Genomic DNA, 21,444 nt, shown 5'->3' on the forward strand with positions numbered 1-21,444 from the left:
CGAACCATCCAAGTTCCTTGAGATCGGTCACGGTTCAGGGCGACGGGACACCGACGCCTGGATGCAGACGTCGCGAGCTCCCGCAGAACCAGCAAGGCAACAAGGCCCGTACTCTCCGCCGTTGTGGCGACCGATTGCGCCGTCCTGCCGGATGGATCGTTCAATCCCGGCCCGCGAGGGGCGGAGCGGCCGTAGGGTCCCGCTATGAACATAAATGGAGACCCCGGAGCCGATGACGTGTATGAGGTCGGACCGCTGACGTACCGCCAGGGGTTCGTGTCCGTGTGGAAGGAGAACGGGGGATGCAGAGATGACGCGCTCATGCACGACCGCGTGGTTGTCGCCGTGTACACCGGCACTCCGGATCGCCGGGGTGAACAACTGTTTCGGGCCTGGGTAGACGCCGGGGAGCTTCCCTCGGTCCTCGGCCAGTGGGCGAACGTCCTGAGCTAGAAGGGGCGTTCCCACCTCACCGGCGCACAGCATCGGCCCCCTCACGGCAAGCCATTTGATGCAGTCAAGCGCGCCGAAGTGCGGCGCGGGCCACTGGGCGGCGGAAGCAGGCAGTGCTCCTCACGCTGTCGAAGACGGTCACGGATTCGGAGGACCGTCGGCGCTTCCGCCCCTGCACTTCCGTGAGCGCCTTGATCAGATCTTCGGCGATCCGGCCCGCGTCCGGACCTGGACTGCTCTCCACATGCTCTCGGTGCGTCGTACTGCGGGGGCAGTCTCTTCGTGGTCCGGGCCGTGCAGGGTCGCGTGCAGACGTACGACGTGGAGGTGCATCGAGCCCCTCAGCATAGAGATGCGCGCGGGCAAGGTCGGATGCCGCCTCGGACGGGATGACGGCGGCCGCGCAGACACCTCGCTGCTGATGTCGGCGGCGAACGCCGGCAACGGATCAGCCTCCGGACGGCTTCCCGCTCTGGGGCCTGCCGGGGTACCCCGGTCAGCAGCCACAGCCGCTCGCGCAGTTTCAAGTTGCCGTTGAGGGTGACCTGGAGAGAGCCGATCACGAAGGCGATCGCGGAGGTGAACACGGCGACGAGTTCGACGGCCCGTACGGAGGAGCGGTGCATGGCGCGCTCGAGCTCGGCGTTGGCGGCGTCCTGACGCCGCCGACGGACTTCGTGTTCTGCCTCGCGTGGCGCCCGTAGCCGGGCCTCTTGGATGGCGTCCCGCTTGACGAGGTACTGCTCCAGGATCAGTTCGTTGCTGAAGGTGCTATGGCGGCCGAGCATGGCCACGGCGGCGTCGACGTGTGAAAGAGCCGAGGCGGAAGCGGAACATGCGGCTATCAGGATGGGTGTCACCGCCTCCTGCGCGAGCTGGCGCAGCAGTTCGCCTTGGCCGTCGAAGGGCACGGAGAACGCCAGCCCGTTCAAGCACACGTCCAGTGCATGCCGCGAACGCTGCGGGGCCGTCCAGGCCGGTCGAGGAGGTCGCGGGCGTATTCGGTGGTCAAGGCGCGGCTGCCGAACGCCGCGAAGGAACGCAGAGCCAGGACGATGGGCTCATCGCGGTGTGGGCTGGCGGCGGTGGCGAGGGTGGAGGCGGTGGGTACGGCGTTCAGGTCGTCGAAGGAGAAGTTCGCGCGGAGCTTTCCCGCGTGGTCCCGGCGGGCGCGGTGAGCAGGCTTTCTGAGCAGCCAGTTCAGGTGCACCAGGCCGCTCTCTGGAGCACTTTCACCGATCGCGACCTCCAGGCCGACCTTCGCGTATCCGGTTCCCCACCAGCCTGCGGGAGACATGCCAGCGCGTCGGCCAACTGGCGTACGGACACGGCGCCGGCTTCCGGAAGGCCCGCCTCCGACCATGCCCGCTGAGCGACGGCAGTGTCGCCCTCGGCGGCCGCGAGGACGTCCTGCTCAGCGGCAACGTATCCGGGTCGCTGCACGAAGCGACCCTGTTATCTGCGGCAAGAAGAAGACGGTGTCCGTTCTGCTGCATGAGGCGCCATACAAGATCGCCGGGCTGGGCAGACTGCGGGGGCACGTGCCTTCAGATGCCTCTAGGTCTCCATGAAGCCAGCCATGAACGATGACTACGCGGCGATCGTCTCTGCGAGTATCACCGCGATTCTGATCGTGAGGTTTCGTCGAGCTGCACGGTCTGAAAAAGCAGGCGCGGGAGCAAGTGCTCGCGGAGGAGTCACGGAACCTTTCTCCACCCCCATGGCCTTCGACGACCTCCAGCTCGACCACTCCCTCCCCCGCGCCCGCGTCGCCGGAGCCGGATCCCCCCTCGACACCGTCAGCCGCCACGCCCTCACGGCCGGCCACCGCAAAACCCTCCAGGGCGGCGATGTCCACCAGCTCTGGGTCACCACCACCCCCGGCCGCCCTCGCGGCAACCGCCCCGCGCCCCCCGCCGGCGTCCCCGCGGCCCGCCGCACCCGCGAAGCCGCCCACCGCCGCCTGGTCACCCTGGCCTCGGCACCCCGCTCCTCCTGGAGCAGTTCTGCCCCTCCGACGTCGGACGGGCACGGGGCGTGGCAGGCTGGAGCCGTGATCATGCAGCCCCCGAAGAACGCGGCAGACTCCGCCTTCTGCCCCGCCGACGCCCTCGACATACCCGTCGTGGTCCGTGACTTCGATGCGATGCGGCGGCCCGCCGCGAAACTCTGGCAGGACGCGACCGCACCGTGGCCGGGGGTGGCCGACGTACCGCCGTACGGGAACTACCTGGCGTCCACGACCTGGCGGCAGGTCCTGCTGGCGGCCAAGGGCGTCGGCCGGGACCTCACCCCGTGGCTGCGCAGGACTCCCTGGCTGGCCGTCAACGAACTCGTCTCGCGCGTCGCGCCGCTCCAGGCGTACCTGCGGCTGAAGGACGTGGCGGCGCCGGGGCACGCCGCGGGACGCAGGCTGTTCGTCAATGCCCTCTACCAGTACGGCAGCGAGCGCAGTGCCCACGCCGCCTTCGGCTACCACCTGGGCATGACCATGGCCCACTGGCTGTGCGCCGGCATGGCCGGCCTGGGCAGGACCTGGCACATCGAGGCCCAGGGCCCCGGAGGACTACCCGGCTTCACCAACCCGGCCGCCAAGCTCCCCGACCTCTGGGGCAACCACCACACGTCGGGCATGCCCTGGCTCATCGAGGCCAAGGCGGCACGCACCCTCGGCACCGGCGTAGTGAAGAACGGCAAGGTCCAGCTGGACGGCGGCAGCGCGCTCATGCTCGGCATGCAGCACCGCCAGGTCCTGTGCGGTACGTCCCTTCCCGGGCGCAAGGACGGCAAGTGGGAGGAGGAGCACCTGTTCCTGGACGTGCACACCGCCCATTTCCCCGGTTCCGCGGGTGACGCCGATACGACTGGCGATGGCCCGGATGGGGATGCGGAGGAGTTCGTCGCGGAGGACCCCGAGGCACTGTTGGCCGTCACCAGACAGCAGCTGATGACGTACCAGGCCCTTGCGTTCGGCGCGGTGGAGAACCTGCGCCTCGTCCCGATGAGCCGCGAACGGGGAAGCCGGGAGCGCCACAGGACCGGGTCGCTGACGCTGCTGGAACACGACGAGCCCAGTGTCGACCTACGCCGTCGGCTGCGGGCGGAGGGCGTACGCACCGAGGAGGCGCTGGCGCCCCGCGCGGACGCCTCCGGGTTCGTCGCGGGCCGGATACCGGGCACCGGCATCCACCTCGGCCTCTCCCGCCGCATGTACTCCGCCTGCGCGGCCCTGCACCGCGCGCAGTCCGACATCCCCGACACCGGCGACGTCGTGAGCGGCCCCTGGCCACGGGACCACGACGACGCACGCGAGCAGCACGCGCGGCGCACCCGCGAGAGCTATTACGAGCGGGAGGAGCAGTACCGGGCTTTCGTACGCGAGGAGGTGATCCGGGGCTTCAGGGAAGCCGAGGACGCTCCCGGGGGCGGCCCCTTCACGGGCGAACCCCTCCCGGTCGCACTGGACGACCCCCGCGAGTCCGGCCTCCTTGAGGCCGCCACGGCCGAAACGTACATGGCTGTCGAGCCGACGGACCCCGTGCTCTCGACGATCGGCCGCCCCTGACCCGGGTATCGCCAGGACAAGCCCGGAAGGACCGCAGGCGATCTTGGTGATCAAGTCGCGGCGTCGTGTATGCCGCTCAAGAAGACCGCGCACGACGCACCCGACTGGCCGGCAGCACATACCACCGCCGCACGCGTCCGGCGACGGGTACGTCAAAACGCGGCGGGACGGCCTGATACGCCATTAGGCTCTCCGAATCGAGTGGCAAGGGGGCGATGTGGCCGTCGACGTAATCGATACCGTCAGGCTCGTCAGGACGAACCGGATCAGGGACAAGCGTCTGCTCGAATGCGACAAGCAGCTCGATCAGCAGGACGCCGAGGTGGAAGCCGCCCTGCTGGAGGCACGGCAGGCGCTCCACGACGACGCCGTCGCCCCCTTCCGCGACGTTTTCCAGCGTCTGCGGCACGCCGATCCGATCGCGCAGGCTGCGATCGAGAGGCCCACCGCCGGCGGCGAGGTGGACATCGAGCTTCGGTGGCCGCGCAGGATTGCCGGGCCGGCCGCCGCCGTCGGTGTCGCGCTGGCAGGTGGGGCACTCCTCGTCATCGGCCCGCCCACCGTGGGTCGCGCTGTCACGGCAGGTGCCAAACGCGCGGTGGAAGCCTTCGGCTCCGCCTCCACCGGCCGGGCGATCAAGAACCTGCGCGGCGTAGCGAAATCCGCTGCCACGGAGGCGTGGTTCGGCCGCGGGCCCGTCGCCGCCGGTGGTGGCGGAAGAGCGGCGGGGAAGGCGGCATTGTCCAAGATCCGCACGACGTCGACCGACCTCGCGCGGGAAGCCATCGTGAAGACGCAGCTCCAAGCCCTCGCCTGCGGCCAGCACCAGAAGGCACGGGAACTGGACCGGCGCGAGGCGGAGACGAAAACGAAGTACGACGCCGCGCCCGCGCTGCACGAGCGCAGCAAGGACATGCAGCGCGTCGTGCAGGACGTCCGGACCGAGCTGGTGGAACGCCTCCCGGCATTCACCGCGCTGGTCGAAACGTGCAACGACTTCAGCCAGTACGACTCCTGTCGGCGCGCGCAAGTGGCCGCGATGATTGATCTCGACGGCCTCGCCGCCATGGTCCTGACCTGCCCGGTCACTGACGCGCAGGGGCGGAGGGCCGAGGAGTCGGAGCGGGTCGTCGTCTACGCCGAGGCCCGGCTGCGAGCGATGCGAGCCGAAGCCTGACTTCGCGTCCAGCCGGGCACTCATGCCGGATCGAACTGGGGGGGAGCAGCCATGGGGCCCGGCGATGTGGAAGCGGACGGAGGTCGGGGTACCCCCGCGTACGCAGGAAGACGGCATGCCGACCCGGATCGGCGCAGCGGAGCCAGAGGCGGGCCCACGCCTCCGGCTGCGGGTACCGCTATCGCCGCTTCCTGAGCTCCCGGACCGCAGGCACGGCCGCCATGCACAGGCCCACCGCTGTGGCGAAGCCGGTTCCGCCGGAGCGGAGGACCGTCAGGAGACCGGCGCCCGCGAGGCTCTCCGCAAGGCCGGCGGTCAAGGCGACGACCAGCGAGAAGAGGACCATGATCAGCAGCCAGAACGCCCAGACGTGCTGCACGCACACCGCGTGAAGGTCGGTGGCGGGGCCGGTTGCGGGCGTGGACGTGGGGTCTTCGGGTGTTGCGGTCACGGAAGTGTTCCCTCTCGAATGGGTCGGCGAAGCAGAGACGAACGGGGAAAGAGGCGAAGGGGAGACGGGTTCAGGGTCGGGTCGACTCCGGCATCGGGTTCATGAACTGCTCGGCCAGCAGACCCCGCGCCCTGGCCACGGCTGCCGCCAGTTCGGCGTGTGCGCGGGTCTGGGCGTCCATGGCTGCCAATACCCCGGCGATGCGGCGCTGCTCGGCAAGCGGAGGCAGACGTACCTCCAGGCGGCCGAGGGTCCCGGTGCTGATCGACGGCGCCGCAGTGGCAGCAGACCGGTCCTCGACCCAGGCGAGCACTTCCGGGCGGCTCAGCCACGCGAGGAGGTAATCGGGATCGGCCTCGGAGTCCTCGCGTACCCGCAGACGGGTCAGGTTCGCGCTCGGCAGCCAGCCCACCTGGTCCGTTCGCACGATCGCCGGCGGCGCCGTCTTGCCGGCCCGTACGCACAGGATGTCCCCGGCCCGCAGCCTGAAGTGCGCGAGCCGGGTGGCCAGTTCCCAGGAGATGCGCTCCTCCCCGGTGTCGGTGACGCGCCCTTCCCGGAGATGCCGTGGGAACACGACCGGCACCGCGCCGGCGGGACTGCGGTCCTTCGTACCCAGCTGTGAGAACGAGGGGCCGGCCTTGATCTCGCACAGGTCGGCGAGGGCAGCCGTTCGCCAGTCCGCTCCGCTCGTCCCACTGGGGGTGATCTCGCTGCGCAGCGAGTCCGCATGTGCGTCCGCGGCCGCGCTGCGGTCCCTCAACCACGCGACTTCGGCCCAGGCCTGCCCTGGCACGTCCGCTCCGGACCGGGCGGGCTCGTCCTGGTCCTCACCACGGCCCCGTGCCTGACCGACTTGGTCCGCGTGGTCCACGGGATTGAGCGAGCAGGATCCACCGAGCAGCGTCTGACGGTCCACCAGCGCACTCAATACGTTCGCCGGCTGCTCCGGAACATCGCCGGGGTACCGGCCCGGCGGAGCATTGTGGGTCCTGCACATGTCGAGGAGTGCACGGGCTTCGTGGTCCTCCAGGACGGACCGCGGTCCCTTCCTCGTCCCGAGCCGGCGTGCGTCCAGGAAGAGTACGTGCTCGCACGGCTCGCTCGGATGACGGAGCAGCCACACGGACACGGGGACCGCGGTACCGCTGAACAGCCTGGCGGGCAGCGCGATCACGCATTCCACGACCCCCGCGGTCACCATCGCCCTGCGGATGGCCGTCTCGGCGGCGCTGTCCGAGTTGCCCGCCTTGGTGGGCATCACCATCGCGGCCCGCCCGCCTTCACGGAGGGACGCGAGTACGTGCTGGACATAGGCGAAGTTGTCGTTGTCCAACGGGGGCGCGCCGTAGGCCCACGTCCCGGTACGGCGCGCCTGCCCGGCAGAGTTCTTCATGTTGAACGGCGGGTTGGTGAGGACGATGTCCGCCCGTCCTGCGGTGTCCAGGCCACTGGCCCACGGAGCCTTGGTCTCCAGCCGCACCGCGGCCTGTATGCCGTGGAGTGCCAGGTTGAGGCTGGCGAGGAGCCCTGCCGCCGTGACGGTGGTCTGACCGAACACCTTGAGCGGTGCGCGGTCGGGGTTGCGCCGGCGAAGCCGTTCCGACAGCGCGAACCCCTCCGCGAGGCACTCTCCGCCGCGGACATACGGATCGTAGGCGGTCCGGGGAGCGCGACCGCAGGAGTCGGCCGCCAGGCCGGCCATCAGCCGCACCACGCCCTTCGGCGTGAAGAACTCACGGCTGCGCAACCTTCCGTGTGCCTCGTACGCATCGATGATCAGCTCGAACGCGTCCCCGTCCAGCTTGCCCACCAGGCACATGATCGCGGCGAGGACATCCGCGTTCCTGGGGATCAGGTCGGCCAGGGAATCAGTGAAGTGGGGCAGCATTCCCAGCCGCTTCACCTCGGTGTCCACTTCGTGGCCGACGTGTTCCAGCAGCTCGCCGGGGGGTCCCCCGGCGGCTGCGATCGCCGTCGCCCTGATCCGGGCCTCGGTCCAGCGCTCCCGGGACGTGGTGTGCAGGAAGTGGAGCGCGAGGAGCAGGTGCAGGTAGTTCACCATCGATCCGGGACCGCGCACCTCATCGGCCAGAGGACCCATGAGCTCGCGCACCACCTGCTGGTTCGCCGACACCGTCGCCCGCTGCGCCGGCCGGTCCTGCGGCTCGGGGGCATCCGGGAGATCGAGGACGAGCTGGTGCGTTTCCGTTCGGCCCTGGGCCAGCGAGCGTCGCGCCCGATGGCCGTACGTGGCGTCTTCGCCCTCGTCCGGCCGCCGCAGGTGGGTTGGAACGCGGCGGCGATCGAGCCAGCGCATGACGTGCGATTGGAGGAAGTGGTCCGTCCCTGCGGCTCTCCTGGGGGCCGGGAAATCCGAGGACCGCTGCTCCCAGATGGTCACGGTCGGCCGCGTGACCTCGGCAAGTTCCGCGATCCGCGCCCGCGAAATCAGAGGATCGTCCTCATACTGCGGTGGGTGGATGCTTCCCATGCTGCTCCCTTCGAACGACGCCTGGCAGGCGTCCCGTTGTTGAGAACGTATCGGGTCGGCGGCCGTTGTGTCCTGTGAGTACCCGAAGTACTCACACGACAACTTGACTGCACTGACAGCCGAGCAGAGCAGCATCCAGCCCTGTTTGACCAAGAAAACGACTCAGCAAGCCCCAGAGGAGCCCCGATCCGCATCGGACTTCAAGGAGCAAGCATGCAAGGGGGTTAACACTTGCGCGATCCGATGGAGCGGCCGAACGCATGAGCGTTCCCGTCCTGGCGGCGAAGGCCGCCCGGCCCTCGCCCGCTCCTCCCAGGTGCGAGCAGATGGACCAGAGGTCGTACATGGCGTCGCGCACGCGCTGGGCGGGCCGGGATCCCGGCTCGACCGTCCGCCGGACGCTGTTCCACTCCACCAGCATGGCTCCCGCCATGCGCGCCTGCTCCGGGGAGCGGATCTCGTACCGCCTCAGCCGGCCCTCCGACGCAACCGTGTACATGGCACTGAGGTCTTCGAGTACGAGCTCCCGGAAGTACAACAGCTCGGAGGCCTCGAGTGCCATGAGCTCCTCGAACCGCTCCTCGCCATTCGTCTCCTGCCGCACCGAAAGCTGTTCGGCGCGGCAGATCGCCGCATGCATCCATGCGGCCCGCGATTGCGCGGGCGGTCCACCGAAGGCCATGGCAGCCTTCAGATCTGCCATGGCCACCGCGTCTTCCTCAGGAAGGTAGTCACGATTCAGGGTGGTGAGCACCCCGTCCACGCGGCCGTCGAGTTCCGCTCGGGTGGCCCGCGCGAGGTCAGGGCGCCGCTTCAGGTTCGCTCGCATCTGCCGTACATGCTCCGGGTCCTGCCTGATCTCCAGCCCGGCCGCGGTCTGGGCCCAGTCGAAATCGGCCGGAAGTCCGTCCCGCGGGTCGACGCCGGCGGCGTCGTACACCGCCTGCTCCTCTTCCCGTCGAACGGCTCGGGCGCCGAAGTACACCTCTGCCAGCGCGGCCTTCAGGGACGTGGTCGGGAGGAAGGGCAGCGGTAACTCGGTGAAGAAAGCCAGCAGGAGGAGGTCGAACGGGGACATGCGCGGATGAAGCCCGTCACAGGCGGCCAGGCACAGGACCTGCTGCTCGGTCCCCGGCGGGTACACCCGCCTCGAGCCGCGGCGACCGCCGAGATACCGGGAAGCCGGTTCGGGCACCAGGCCGTGCGACCGCCATGTGGCGAGTCGGGACGCCTTCAGCCGCAGTCCTCGCTCATGGCAGACCTGGATGAGCTGCCGATCGGCTTCACTCGGAGGTGTTCTCGTCATGCCACCACGCTAGAAAATGGCCTGTTGCGCAGACCGCTCACGAAGCAGGGGGTGCAGCCTTCCACTTCCCTGATACCCGGGACCGCCGCCGCATCGGCGCCCTACGATCGGGCGGTGGATACGGAACGGGACTCCGCTCTGCTTCTGCTGGCGATGTATCAGCAGGCCAACGGCAGCACGCAAGAGTAGATCGAGGTCGACCAGGTGCCCGGGTGGGGAGAACTGGGCGACGACCATCAGGGCGGGCCGCAGTCGCCGGCACGCGCGTGCCCTCGGGGCCGGGGCGCCAGTCGAGGTGGTCCGGGCATCGGCGAAACCGTCACCGGCACCACGTACGTCGAGCCGGCCCCACGAGCCGCGAAGGCGTGCCATCCGCCTGGGAAGGAACGCGCTGATCCGGGACGTCGAGCGGGCGTGAGCTGAGCACCTCGCCGTCGCAGGCGCTCGTCGTCGCCTGCCTTGAGGGACCGAGGACCCCGCATGCCAGGGGTGCGCCTCTCTCCGGAGATTCCGTGTGCTTGCCAGGCCAAGCGCTCCGTTGTCACGGAGCGGCAGTGAACGCCCCGTCGGTGAGGACGGGAACTGCGGTGCAGGCGTCCAGTTCGGTGGCGACAACGACGTCCTCTGCAAATCCCCCGCCGATGAGCTCCCGCCCGGAGGAACTCGCGGCCACTGCGGCACCGATGTCCGGCGTCGCATGGAAGCCGGCCGCTGCCAGCGCGGCTTCCGGTGAGAGGATGCCGCCCAGCTGTTCGTCCAGTGCCGCGATGATGGCGCCCGCGCCGAGCAGATCCTCCATGGCGGGCCGCAGACTCCCGTCCGGCCACCGCTCGCCAGAGGCGATCACCGCGACGGGTCGGTCGGCGGTCCCATACCCCTGGCGGACGAGCCAATGGCCAACAGCCGTGGCGTTGCGCAGAGCCCCGGCGACCACACGTGACTCGCCGGCCGAGGCAGCGATGGCAGAGCCGTTAGGTGAGGGAAGAACCAAGCGGGGGGTAGCGGGGGCGCGCCGCAGTGCCGCAGGAGACAGCGACCAGGGCGATGACGGCGTGGCCATCCGGCGCCCGACCGCCAAGGCCGCGCCCCTTTGATCGGCGAACGTAGAAGCAGTCGCATCCCGCCAGCGATAGGGAAATACGCGTGTCCCGGACTCCACCGCTACCGTCACAGAGGTGGTGAATGACAGCACATCGACGACCACGATGCAGGCGGCATCCGCGGCCAGCCGCTCCGCGCCTTCGGGACCCCACTCGAATCGAACCCCGTGGCCTGCCTGCAGAAACCAGTCGTCCATGACCGACGATCATGCCAGAAGGCCAGGGGGGGCCAACAGCCTGCGGGCGGCTGCTGGCGCATGCATGGCGAGGCGGCAGGAGTCGCAGCCCTGGGGAGAGCCGGCGTGAGTGCTCTCCGGTGGTCTGCCCGGTGACGTGGTGTCTGGGGCGGGTATCTGCGGCCCCTGCAGCGTACGGGTACACGACCTGCGAGGAGTACCCGTGTTCCGTCAGCGGATGACGTCGAAGACGTTCTTCTGAAGGCCGTTCGCGAACGCCTCGTGTTCGACGAGCTGCAGCTTCTGGGCGTCCTTGTCCGAGGCGCTGAAGAGACGCTTGCCGGCGCCGAGCAGGAGCGGGAAGACGAGCAGGTGGTAGCGGTCGATCAAGCCGGCGTCCGAGAGGGCCTGGTTCAGGGAAGCGCTGCCGTGGACGATGATCGGGCCGCCCTCCGTCTCCTTGAGCGCGGCGACCTCCTCAAGCGAGCGCAGGATCGTGGTCTCGCCCCAGTTCGACACCAGGTCTCCCTCGGTGAGGGTGGTGGAGACGACGTACTTGGGCATCACCTTGTAGTCGGCGAAGTCCGCCATGTCCGGCCACACCGGGCTGAAGGCCTGGTAGCTGACGCGGCCCAGCAACATCGCCGCCGCTTCCTTCTGCTCGCGCCCCTTGATCTCGAACGCCTCGGGCAGGAACTCGGTGTGCTTGAAGGTCCAACCGGAGTTCCGGTACCCCGGCTCGCCGCCCGGAGCCTCCACGACACCGTCAAGCGAGATGAACGCGGTGCTGATCAGAGTACGCATCTGGATTCCTTGGGGTCTTGTACGTCCGGTCGGTGGCAGGTCGCCGCGCTTGCGGGTGGCGTGTACCAGCTGTGATCTATGACTGCGGATCACGAAGAAACTCATCGGCCATGGCCACTGCATTTGTACAGCCTCGACCGGCCCCGCCGTGTGCTCACCCTTCGGTCCGGTAGCTGACCTGCACGATCAAGGTTCAATGTCACAAAACCGATAGTCGTCACGCTCTGATGGCGAACGAGCAAGGTCCGATGCCAGAGGACAGTCATGGGGCCTGCTGAAACAGACATAGGTGAATATATCGGAGGAGGCGTGGCGCATTTCGGGGTGCGCGTGGCAGCCGGTGTCACGCTCACGCTCCGTCGACACGACACTGGCTGATGCCCGGTCAGGGCTCCTCGTCGGGCGGCCTCGCGAGGACCGGCGAGGTAGGAAGACCGGCAGCCGCCCCGCGTGCGGCCGGGTCGCGGTGGTGCCCGCGGTGCGCGGCCAGGGCGCGGGCGAGCCAGGAGTCGACGTCGGACTGGACGTACCCGCCGGCGCGGCGGGTGAGCTCGGCGCGTACGGCTTCGACCCCTTCGGCCGCTCAGCCTGGTCCAGGGTGCCGAGGTCCCGCAGCACCTGGAGGTGGCTGGCGCGGGCCGAGCTCCGGACGGCTTCGCGCAGCTCGACCTCCGGGCGGCGGCCGCGGCGTCGGCGGCGAGCTCGGCCGTACCGGGCGAAGGTCAACGAGCTGCTGCGCGAGGCCGCCAACCGCAAGAGGAAGGGCTCCCGAGGCGGCCGGCCCGTCAGTCACGACGCCGACCTCTACAAAGAGAAGAACACCGTCGAGCGCCTGATCAACAAGCTCAAGGCCTGGCGGGGCATGGCTACCCGGTACGACAAGACCCCCCAAAGCCACCTCCCCGGCCTCCACCTGGGTGCGTCGACGATCTGGATCAAAGATTTCACCCGAAGCGACGATTGATCACGATTCAATGCGCTCCCTGGTAGTGGTTCAGACGGAAAGCACCGTCAGGACTTCAGGAAGGCAAGGATGTCGGGGTTTAGGACGTCCGGGTGGACCTGCAGCATCCCATGTGGGTAGCCCTCGTAGCTCTTGAGCGTTCCGTTCTTGAGGAGTTTCGCGGTAAGCGGTCCGGAGTCCTCGTACGGGACGATCTGATCCCCTGTGCCATGGCAGACCAGAACAGGGATGTCGATCTGCTTGAGGTCCTCGGTAAAGTCCGTCTCGGAGAAGGCTTTGATGCACTCGTAATGTGCATTGGCCGCGCCCATCATGCCCTGGCGCCACCAGTTGTCGATCAGGCCCTGCGAGACCTCCGCGCCCGGCCTGTTGAATCCGTAGAACGGGCCCGTTGGGACATCGATGTAGAACTGCGCACGATTGGCGGTGAGCGCTGCGCGGAACCCGTCGAAGACGTCGATCGGCGTGCCGCCAGGGTTCTTATCAGACTTGACCATGATCGGCGGCACCGCGCCGACCAACACCGCCTTGGCCACTCGTCCGGCCTTGGCGCGCGCTGCGTACCGAGCCACCTCGCCGCCGCCGGTCGAGTGGCCGATATGGAAGGCGTCCCGGAGGTCGAGAGCGTCGGTCAGCGTGATGACATCGGCCACATAGGTGTCCATGTCGTGGCCGGTCGGGGTCTGGGTGGAACGACCGTGACCCCTGCGGTCATGCGCGATCACACGGTAGCCGGGCGACAGGAAGAACAGCATCTGATTGTCCCAGTCATCCGCACTCAGCGGCCATCCGTGGTGGAAAACCACCGGCTGGCCGTCGCGCGGCCCCCAGTCCTTGTAGAAGATGTCCGTGCCGTCGGCGGTGGTGATCGTGGCCATTGCTAAACCTTCCGCTCGAAAGGGGGAGTTCTGGAAAGCAGAACGACGGATCGGCAGGAGCAAAAGCAGGGCAGCCTCAAGACTGAACACCGGCCTCTGGGCGATCTCCGGAGAGCTTACGCAGGCCCGGGAACTCCACATGCCAGCGCCACCAAGGGCGCACGAATGGGCTCCCCCTCATGACGCACATCTCTGGATCTGCCCCCCGTACGGACCAATGCGGGCAACCTGTTGGAATCCGTATCCACTTCCTCAAGCGGCAGCACGTACCCTCCGCCAGGCGCATGCACGCCTGACGATTCCTTCCCGGAAACGGGCGCGGGCGAAACGGTCCAGGAAGGGGCTCGGGAGCCGCCGGCCCTGACCCACGGCCCTGGCCTGCGGGCCTGACCCACTCCATCTCGGGCAGGTCTTCGGGCTCGACGAGAAGACCGCCATGCGCTACGCGGACTCGGCCCGGCGCCTCCTGGAAACCAGTGCCGAGTCGTTGAGCGCTGTGACAGCATCAACCGGTGATCAATGCTGAGGATCTGGTCGGCCGACGCCTGCTGAAGGTGACGACGTCCTGGCACCGCTACGAGGAGACCGAGGCCTCTCTCCTGCACATGTGGCTGCATATGGACGACCTCGGCCCCGTCCGGTTCCACACGCCGGGCGATGGATTGTCCATGGAGGTCGATCAGCCTCATGGCCCCTACGACATAGACGAATACGGCCACACCACGGTCGAGGACGACCTGCCGGACTTCCCCATGACCCGGTTCGTCGGCCAGCGGGTCCTTTCCACCCGAGAGATCCGCTACCGGCACGACAACCTCGACTTCGCCGTCGGCATCGCCCTGCAGTTCGCGAGCGCGACCATCCGTGTCCTCAACCTCGCGGACGAAATCGTCCTGGCCCATGACCGGCACCTGGGGCCGGTTGAGGCCCATCTCCACGAGGCGATGACGCCCGCAGATTTGGATGCCTCACCGTGAGTCCGAGACGAACCCACCGATCGATCCCCGCAGAGCACGTCAAACCCGAGAAGGCACGGCATGGCCGTGCCGTACGCCCACCCACACGGCACGACTGCGGGTCCCAGCCCGTCACGTCGAGCGGCATGCCGTCCAGGAGGCCGCCCACCAGCTCGACGTACACCTGCCCCGGCCTCGGCCCCGGGTCCCGCCCGCTCGACTCCGGCCCCTGCAATTCACCATCGCGGCCCGGTCCACCCGAGCCATCCGCGCCACCTCCGCCAGCAGCAACCCTGTCCCGGCCCGGTCCAGGCCGGCCAGTGGGGAGCGGCGCCCCGCTCGGGCGGTGAACACTGCCCGCCAGTCCACCGTGGGCCGGACGACGGGGAGCAGGGCGACGGACTCCGCGGCATGGCGGCGAACCGGTGTCCGGCCGAGGAGAGCGTGGCGCCGCCGTCGGCCGCAGGGGGCGCGGCGGGCAGCAGCAGCAGCGATGACGCGAGCGTTAGGCAGGCGGCGGGGAGCACGTGCGCGGTAAGCGGAGCGGCTTGATCATCACGGCCCGAGTCCAGGAAATCCGCAGGTTGGTGCAACAGGGGCGAACGGCCCTACGGCCCGAAAGTCACCGGACGTCCTACGGTTTCGGCGACGCGGGCGGTGCGGGCGACGCGGACGGCTCCGGGAGCGCATTGGGCTGGGCCTCTTTCGGGAGGGACCAGACGTGCTTCGGTGTCACGATCTTGGTGATCCTGTTGGCGATGAGGGAACTCAGATTGCCGAACTTCCCGTCGACGTCGGAGTTCACGATGATCACCAGGGTGGCGCGGTCCTGCGGGAGGCGTACGGCGATGGTCTCGTAGCCGGGTAGCTCGCCGTTGTGGCCGATCCAGCCGGCGAAGTCGGCGATGCCGAGCCCGTAGCCGACTCCGGGGTGCCCGGTGGGCAGCATGCGCAGCCGCTGAGCCTGGGTGGCGGGTTCCAGCAGCCGGTCGCCGTCCGGCAGCCGCCCGCTGACCATGGTCGGAACCCAGGTGTGCAGGTCCTCGATGCTGGAGATCATCGCGCCGGCCGCCCAACCCCAGGACGGGTTCCAGCCGGAGGCGTCGACGATCGCGCCGTCGGGCGTGAAGTTCGTGTAGCCGTGCACGTACGGGCTGGTGATCTCGGCGCCGGTCGGCAGCGAGGTCGCGTCCATGCCGGCCGGTGCGAAGACGTGCTGCTGCAGGTAGGTGTGCAGGGGCTGTCCGCTGACCTTCTCGACGAGCAGGCCGAGCAGGACTGTGTTGGTGTTGGAATACTCCCAGCGTGTCCCGGGCGGGAACTTGGCCGGGTGCCGGAAGGCGATGTCCAGCAGCTGCTGCGGGGTCCAGGCGCGGTACGGGTCGGCCTTGAAGACGGCCAGCCAGCGCGGGTCCTCGGTGTAGTTGTAGAGGCCGCTGCGCATATCGGCGAGCTGCCGGACGGTGATGCGGTCGCCGCCGGGGACCCCGTCAAGGTACGTCGAGATCGGCGCGTCGAGCCGTACCTTCCCGTCGTCGACGAGCTGGAGGACGCCGGTGACGGTGAATGGCTTGGTGACGCTGCCGATGCGGGTGTGCATGTCGGTCTTGATGGGGGTGCCGGTGGTCTTGTCGGAGGTGCCGAAGGCGCGTACGTAGTCGTCGTCGCCGTCGATCCACAGGCCGACGCCCACACCGGGGATGCCGGCCTCGCGCATGGCCGCGGTGATCGCGTGGTCGAGCTTCTCGGCGGTCACGTCGTCGATGTCGACCCGGCCCGGCGGGGCGGCTGCGGGGGCCTGGCCCGCGCACAGCGCGGTCAGCAGGAGGGAGGCGGCGGCCACGATGGTGGGCGTGCGGTACCGGCCCATGCAGGATCACCTCTGGTGCACGTTGAGCTGTATCCCAATCCCCGAGCCGACCTTCCCATCGTAGGAAGCCGGATCCGGCGCGGCGACCGGGGCCGCTGGGGCGGCCGGGTCGCGTCAGGCGCGGGGGGACGCAGTAGCAGCGCCGCGACCGACTCGACCCGGGCCGGCTCGCCGCCCTCGTCGCGGTGCCCCCGCAGGCAGGCCGGCCAGGACAGCGTCACCCGTAGGCCGCCCGCCCCCGAACGGAACCGCTCGGCCGGTATGCCGGTTGTAGGAGGTAGCCGCAGGGTGGGGGCCCGACGTCCGAGCGTCAGGCTTTCCCGGAAGGCCTCCGTCTGGAGGCGGCTGATCTCTTTGCCCTGCAAGGTGGGCGTCACGTATTGGTGTTGAGGAAGCCGATGACCACAGTGCCCCACCAGCATGCCTGGGAGACGAGGGCGGTGACGCCTCCCCACACCAGGAGTCGGGGGCTCACCGGGTCGGCGGCGGCTTCGAGGCGGCGACCCAGGAGTCCGGCCTGGAGGCCGTTGACCGTCAGGGCGGCCACGAGTCCGAGCTTGGTGAGAGTCAGGGGCGACGTCACGTCGGGGTGGAGCATCAGCCCACTGACGACGAGACCGCCGAGGCCGGCCCAGATGGGCACGTTCAAGCGGGACGTCGCCCCGAGGGTCTCGGTGATCGTGCACCGTCCGGTCGCCCAGAGCAGCCCGTAGTAGTCGGCGGACAGTACGGCCCCGAAGCCCAGCACGAGGGAGGCGAGGTGCGCGAAGAGCGCGGCCGTGTGCATCGCCGCGTCTGCCTGCATGTGGAGCGAACACCACACGCCCGCCGTCAGTACCACCAGCGCGAGCAGCGCCCCCGCCGCCACTGTCCACCAAGAGTCGTGGAGGCGGATGGGGCGGGGGGAAAGTCTGACTGCGGGGGACGACATGCGAGCGGACTCCGGGTAGGTAAACGGGCGCGACACTTTCAGCGACGCGAAAGGCTAGGTAAGGCTTACCTAAAGTCGCCTTATCGTCAATGTGAGTCCACGCCCCAAGACCGTGAGACCAGCCACAGCCCCTCTCGACTCCCCCTGCGGCCTCGACTGTGTAGCGATCGCGGGCGGCCGCCCGGAAGCCTCCAGCCACAGGCGGTCCGCAGACGCCGTGACGACCGAAGCGCCCCCACATCCGCCCGTGACGAACCTGTCGTCCGCTGAGATGGGGGGAGCTCGTAGGGCGGGAGGTTGGATACGCCCCCGAGGTTGACCAGGAACTGCGCGCGGCGATCGAGACTGCCATGGGTGCGTATCTGGTCGATGAGCAGTACGACGACGTCGACGACCCTTTGGACGCCCCGTCGCGTACATGGAGCATGGCGACTCCGTCCTCCTGCTCACCCCGTGTCGGCATACACATCACTGTGTTCAGCTAAATACGGACGTCGTACGTGGCTGAGCATCTTCATGTGTACGCCGACGCCATGCACTGGAACATGCGCTTCCATGGCAGGCAGCCAGCAATCCAGTAGACGCGCTTCTCATGGCAGCAGCTTGGTCATCTCAAGACAGCCATGATCAGGGCACAGACAGGAACAACAGCCTCAACCCAGCTGACACTCAACCGCTGCCACCAGCCCACCCATTCACACCTGCCCGTGTCCTTCCGGCTTCGCCTCCAGGACCGGCAGCGTTCCGAGGGGAAAGCTCCTTAAAAACCGGTAGAGAGATGCCGGGGGCGCATGCTGGCGGGAATCCTGGTGTTCGGCTGGGTGTGGTGGGCGATCGCGACGCTGCCGCGCAACACGGTCGCGCAGGGCCTGGAACACGGGCATCCTCGGCGCGTCGGTCTTCCTCGTCCTGGTGGCCGGGGCATACGGCGCGCAGGTCGCGGTACCGATGCTGGGTGTGTTCTGCGGGCGGGCCGGGCCCGCGTACGGCGGGGTGGGGTGGTGCCGGGCAGCTGTTCGAGGCCGGTGAACCCTCTGGCCGCCTCCGGGGCCCTGACCAGACGGCCGGCCTCCCACTGCGCGGCAACCTCCGCATCGACGAGCACCGCATGCAAGATCTCCTCGACCTCGTGCAGCACCGGCTCACGCACCGCCTGCCCGGCCTCGGCCGCCAAAGCCCGCGCCGGACGCGCGAGGCGCCCGATCACCACATGCTGATGATGCGAGAGCTTCCGCAGTTTCCCGGCGTCCGTCTGGTGCGCCGTACGGAGCGGAGCGCCTCTCCAAGGTCGGCCAGGCCATGCGCTGCCTTCGGCCGGCTGCGGGGCAGCAGCGCGGCCGTCCACGCCGCGAGCGTCGGCTTGCGCCATGCCGCGACCGCGCGGCGAGCTGCCGTCTCCGGCCTTCCGGGCCTGGGCCGCGTACTCGTCCCGGGCCGCCGTGAACTCCACCGGACGCAGCGCCCGCAACTCAGCCGCCACCGACTCCACATCCAGGCCCGCCAGTCTCCCGTTTCCCACAGCACAGCCGGGCCGTGCACGCTGCCGTGTCCTGTGTCTTGAGCGCGTGTCAGCGAACTTTGACCGCGGCCTGTTTTATCGGCCAGTGACCTCACGACACCTGTCGACGACGCGGCTGTGGTCTTCGCGCCGGGTGGCGGTGTCGGAGCGACTGTCTTAGACGTAGCCCCCGCTCCGGTACGGCCGCCCGAGTCTCCCCGCAGCCCCCAACCTCCGCCGTACCGCCAAGCGGGCGACCCGCCGCGCAAGCGCCATCAAGCGCGCTGGACTGCGCAGCGAGCCGCCCGTACTCAAGGAGCACCCTTGCGGTCACGTCCCGATCCCATTGGCGGGCCACATGCCGGACGCGGCCTCGCCACCCGCAATGGCGGATCAGTCCAGAAGGGATGCCCTAGTAGCGGAGGTCCTTCTGTTCTGTGATCAGGCGGCCGGCGATCTGCAGGTTGCCGTCGGAGTCGAGTACCGCGATGATCTTCTTCGTGGAACCGTGGTAGGTCGTGAAGTAGATCTTGTCCGCCTCCTGCGAGGAGGAGTGGTTCGTGTTCACGGACAGCTCGATGCTCACCGGGGAGCTGATGAGCACGTCCTTCTTCGGCGAGTTCGGGTAGACCTGGTTCTGCCGCAGCTGAATGCGGCCGTGAGTCTCCCCCTCAGACCAGTCCGTTGCCACCCCGAGATCGATGTCAGCCATGTGACTTCCCCCTCCAGATCCGGTGAAAGAGCTTCTGGTGCGGGCCGCCACTGGACGCCCCGAACGCCCCAGAACCTATACAGAACGTTCACGAGGTGTCACCCAACGTTTCGAGCATGGCCGGATTTCCACCCAACCAGTCCGGATTAGCGCTCAAAGCTACAGAGGGCAGGAATGCCCGAAAAGCGCCGAGACAGAACCGCAGACACGAGCTATCAGCGCAGACAGGCAGACGCTGCACGACGAAGCCGCCGTTAGTGCGCCCTGACGCGGCGGAAGCGGGAGGCACAGCTACCGGGAGCTGGTGACCAGGAAGGCACGCTGCGCGACCTGCTGCCTGTTTCGCACCCCGTCCGCGGGCTGACCGGAGGGCCTAAGCCTGGGCTGGTGTCGAAGGGCTCCGAGAGGACTACGGAGAGGGCCTGCGGGGCTCGCGGTGACCCGCTTCGGCCGGGCGCCAGGCCGGAGGCGGTGCCTGCTCGGCGGCTCTGTCGTTCCAGGCAGTGGCGGGTGGAGCGTCGGTTGCGCCGACGTCTTGCCGCGGTGCAGGTCAGGGAGGGCGAGTGCCGCGGCAGCGGAGCCACTCGCGACCTCGACAAAGCAGTACCTCAACTGACGATCAAGACCGTCGGCAGACCCGAGGACGCCTCCGGCTTCGTCATCCTGCCCCGCTGCTGGGTCGTGGAACGAACCTGTTCTGGATGACGTGGGCCCGCCGGCACGCACGCGACTACGAACGGCTCATCCAGCACTCCGAAGCCCTCATCACCTGGGCAGCCATCACCCTGATGGCTGCCGGATCACCAAGACACGCAAGCCCCCGGAACGGTTCTCACCCGCGTTCTGACCAGGCGCATCCCGGCACCCCCCCTGTCACCGCACCACCTCTCACGCCTGCCTCATCAGCCACCTCACCCACAGCACCACTGTTGCCTTGACAACAATTGTCGCGGCATGCAATCTGGAGGAGTGACAGCTTCCAACAGCGGCCTGCGTGATCATCTCGGCTACTGGCTCCGCCGGCTCTCCGACGAAGTGCATGGCCGGTTCGAGCGAGAGCTCGCCGAGCACGGCGTGACCGTCTCCCAGTGGGCGGTCCTGATCACCGTTCACCGCGGCGACGCCACCACCACCCGGGAAGTGGCCCGATATCTGGACATCGACGCCGGCGCGGTCTCCCGCCTGGTCGACCGATTGGCCGCCAAGGGCCTGATGACCCGCGAACCGGACCCCGCATCCCGCCGCACCCTGCGGCTGGCACTCACCAACGCCGGCCGTGAGCTGGCCCCCCGGCTGGCCCAGATCGCCGACCGCAACGACGCCCACTTCTTCGCCAGCCTCGACCAGGCCCAGCGCCACCAGCTGGAGGAGTGGATACGCCGCCTGCTCGGCGAAGCCCACCCACAGCCCACCCCACCGCCAACCTCCTGAAAGGCTCCACCATGAGCACCACCCCCACCATCGCCCGCTCCGTCACCAAGACCGTCACCATCGAGCGTCCCGTCGCCGACGTCTTCGCCTTCCTCGCCGACGCGACCAACTGGCCCTCCTGGGCCATCGTCAACGTCAACGTCAAGGCGATAGAGCACACCAACGAGCCCGACTGGTGGCTGATGACCACCCCGCACGGCCCCGCCAGGCTCCGCATCCGCGGCAACGCCGAACTCGGGATCCTCGACCACGACTACGTCGAGGACCAGGCGTCCTGGCAGGTCCCCGCCCGAGTCGTGGCCAACGGCGCCGGCGCAGAGTTCATGATCACTTTCTTCCAGCCGCCGGCCTTCACCGACGTCTTCTTCGACGAGCAGGTCGCCCTGGTCGACACCGAACTCGCCACCCTCAAGCGCATCCTTGAAACCAGCGCCTGAGCCGGGCCTAGTACCCACATCGCATCAGCTCGCGGCTGAAGTTGAGAAACAGCCACAGGCGTTGGGAAGCTCTCACGCGATGGTGACCTCTAGTCACGGCGTGTGATTCCTTGTGACTGCTCCTCTAGTTTCCTGAGTCAGGAATCCTGTTCAGATAGCTGGCGAGGCGTTCGAGGATCTCGTCTGCGGTCTTGGTCCAGACGTAGGGCCTCGGGTCGGTGTTCCATGCGGCGATCCAGGT

The 21,444-nt window shown here is 68.5% G+C and carries 18 protein-coding genes and 1 pseudogene; 7 read left to right on the forward strand and 12 right to left on the reverse strand.

The features are described 5' to 3' along the window. Window positions 1-794: 794 nt before the first annotated feature. Window positions 795-1,385 carry a hypothetical protein gene (locus tag ACIBAD_RS36665; RefSeq protein WP_398911327.1) on the reverse strand — a complete coding sequence of 197 codons (591 nt, stop codon included), beginning with the start codon at window positions 1,383-1,385 and terminating at the stop codon, window positions 795-797. Next, complete coding sequence (locus ACIBAD_RS36670; protein WP_398911329.1) at window positions 1,382-1,750, reverse strand: hypothetical protein; 369 nt, start codon at window positions 1,748-1,750, stop codon at window positions 1,382-1,384. Before ACIBAD_RS36670 ends, ACIBAD_RS36665 begins: the two co-directional genes overlap by 4 nt. A 423-nt stretch (window positions 1,751-2,173) precedes the next feature. Here ACIBAD_RS36670 and ACIBAD_RS36675 point away from each other — a divergent pair, with 423 nt between their 5' ends. Further along, on the forward strand, window positions 2,174-4,018 hold the full coding sequence (locus ACIBAD_RS36675) for a hypothetical protein (protein WP_398911331.1): 1,845 nt from the start codon (window positions 2,174-2,176) through the stop codon (window positions 4,016-4,018). Window positions 4,019-4,235: 217 nt separating this feature from the next. Then, on the forward strand, window positions 4,236-5,195 hold the full coding sequence (locus tag ACIBAD_RS36680) for a hypothetical protein (RefSeq protein WP_398911332.1): 960 nt from the start codon (window positions 4,236-4,238) through the stop codon (window positions 5,193-5,195). Window positions 5,196-5,373: 178 nt separating this feature from the next. Here the strand turns inward: ACIBAD_RS36680 and ACIBAD_RS36685 are convergent, their stop codons facing one another. From ACIBAD_RS36685 to ACIBAD_RS36705, 5 genes are all read right to left on the reverse strand, one after another. Further along, entirely contained in the window at window positions 5,374-5,646 is a 273-nt protein-coding gene (locus ACIBAD_RS36685) for a hypothetical protein (RefSeq protein ID WP_134067046.1), read from the reverse strand. 70 nt (window positions 5,647-5,716) lie between these two features. After that, window positions 5,717-7,966, reverse strand: coding sequence for an N-6 DNA methylase (locus ACIBAD_RS36690; protein WP_398911334.1), 2,250 nt, complete (start codon window positions 7,964-7,966; stop codon window positions 5,717-5,719). A gap of 265 nt (window positions 7,967-8,231) precedes the next feature. Beyond that, entirely contained in the window at window positions 8,232-9,218 is a 987-nt protein-coding gene (locus ACIBAD_RS36695; RefSeq protein WP_398911336.1) for a hypothetical protein, read from the reverse strand. 769 nt (window positions 9,219-9,987) lie between these two features. Next, on the reverse strand, window positions 9,988-10,743 hold the full coding sequence (locus ACIBAD_RS36700; protein WP_134067052.1) for a 2-phosphosulfolactate phosphatase: 756 nt from the start codon (window positions 10,741-10,743) through the stop codon (window positions 9,988-9,990). 210 nt (window positions 10,744-10,953) lie between these two features. After that, window positions 10,954-11,526, reverse strand: coding sequence for a dihydrofolate reductase family protein (locus ACIBAD_RS36705; RefSeq protein ID WP_134067054.1), 573 nt, complete (start codon window positions 11,524-11,526; stop codon window positions 10,954-10,956). A 478-nt stretch (window positions 11,527-12,004) separates the two neighbouring features. On the opposite strand from ACIBAD_RS36705, the gene ACIBAD_RS36710 reads away from it, so the two are divergent. Then, entirely contained in the window at window positions 12,005-12,490 is a 486-nt protein-coding gene (locus tag ACIBAD_RS36710) for a hypothetical protein (protein ID WP_398911339.1), read from the forward strand. Between the two features lie 47 nt (window positions 12,491-12,537). On the opposite strand, the gene ACIBAD_RS36715 is transcribed toward ACIBAD_RS36710, so the two are convergent. Next, a complete protein-coding gene (locus ACIBAD_RS36715; RefSeq protein WP_398911341.1) occupies window positions 12,538-13,368 on the reverse strand; it encodes an alpha/beta fold hydrolase in 831 nt (276 codons plus the stop codon). Between the two features lie 512 nt (window positions 13,369-13,880). Between ACIBAD_RS36715 and ACIBAD_RS36720 the strand changes: the two genes are divergently transcribed. After that, window positions 13,881-14,345, forward strand: coding sequence for a hypothetical protein (locus ACIBAD_RS36720; protein WP_398911342.1), 465 nt, complete (start codon window positions 13,881-13,883; stop codon window positions 14,343-14,345). A gap of 613 nt (window positions 14,346-14,958) precedes the next feature. Here the strand turns inward: ACIBAD_RS36720 and ACIBAD_RS36725 are convergent. Next, entirely contained in the window at window positions 14,959-16,194 is a 1,236-nt protein-coding gene (locus ACIBAD_RS36725; RefSeq protein WP_134067060.1) for a serine hydrolase domain-containing protein, read from the reverse strand. 373 nt (window positions 16,195-16,567) lie between these two features. Further along, entirely contained in the window at window positions 16,568-17,125 is a 558-nt protein-coding gene (locus tag ACIBAD_RS36730; RefSeq protein ID WP_398911344.1) for a hypothetical protein, read from the reverse strand. Window positions 17,126-17,391: 266 nt separating this feature from the next. Here ACIBAD_RS36730 and ACIBAD_RS36735 point away from each other — a divergent pair, with 266 nt between their 5' ends. Next, entirely contained in the window at window positions 17,392-17,610 is a 219-nt protein-coding gene (locus ACIBAD_RS36735; protein WP_398911350.1) for a DUF3052 family protein, read from the forward strand. A gap of 1,425 nt (window positions 17,611-19,035) precedes the next feature. Here ACIBAD_RS36735 and ACIBAD_RS36740 read toward each other — a convergent pair. After that, on the reverse strand, window positions 19,036-19,335 hold the full coding sequence (locus ACIBAD_RS36740) for a DUF6342 family protein (protein WP_134067064.1): 300 nt from the start codon (window positions 19,333-19,335) through the stop codon (window positions 19,036-19,038). Between the two features lie 969 nt (window positions 19,336-20,304). Between ACIBAD_RS36740 and ACIBAD_RS36745 the strand changes: the two genes are divergently transcribed. Further along, on the forward strand, window positions 20,305-20,766 hold the full coding sequence (locus ACIBAD_RS36745) for a MarR family transcriptional regulator (protein WP_166681903.1): 462 nt from the start codon (window positions 20,305-20,307) through the stop codon (window positions 20,764-20,766). Window positions 20,767-20,777: 11 nt separating this feature from the next. After that, window positions 20,778-21,203 carry a hypothetical protein gene (locus ACIBAD_RS36750; RefSeq protein WP_398911348.1) on the forward strand — a complete coding sequence of 142 codons (426 nt, stop codon included), beginning with the start codon at window positions 20,778-20,780 and terminating at the stop codon, window positions 21,201-21,203. A 124-nt stretch (window positions 21,204-21,327) separates the two neighbouring features. On the opposite strand, the pseudogene ACIBAD_RS36755 reads toward ACIBAD_RS36750, so the two are convergent. Continuing rightward, window positions 21,328-21,444: pseudogene (locus ACIBAD_RS36755) on the reverse strand (IS630 family transposase); the annotation flags it as partial.

This window comes from Streptomyces sp. NPDC051109, assembly GCF_044455885.1.
Taxonomy (GTDB): domain Bacteria; phylum Actinomycetota; class Actinomycetes; order Streptomycetales; family Streptomycetaceae; genus Streptomyces.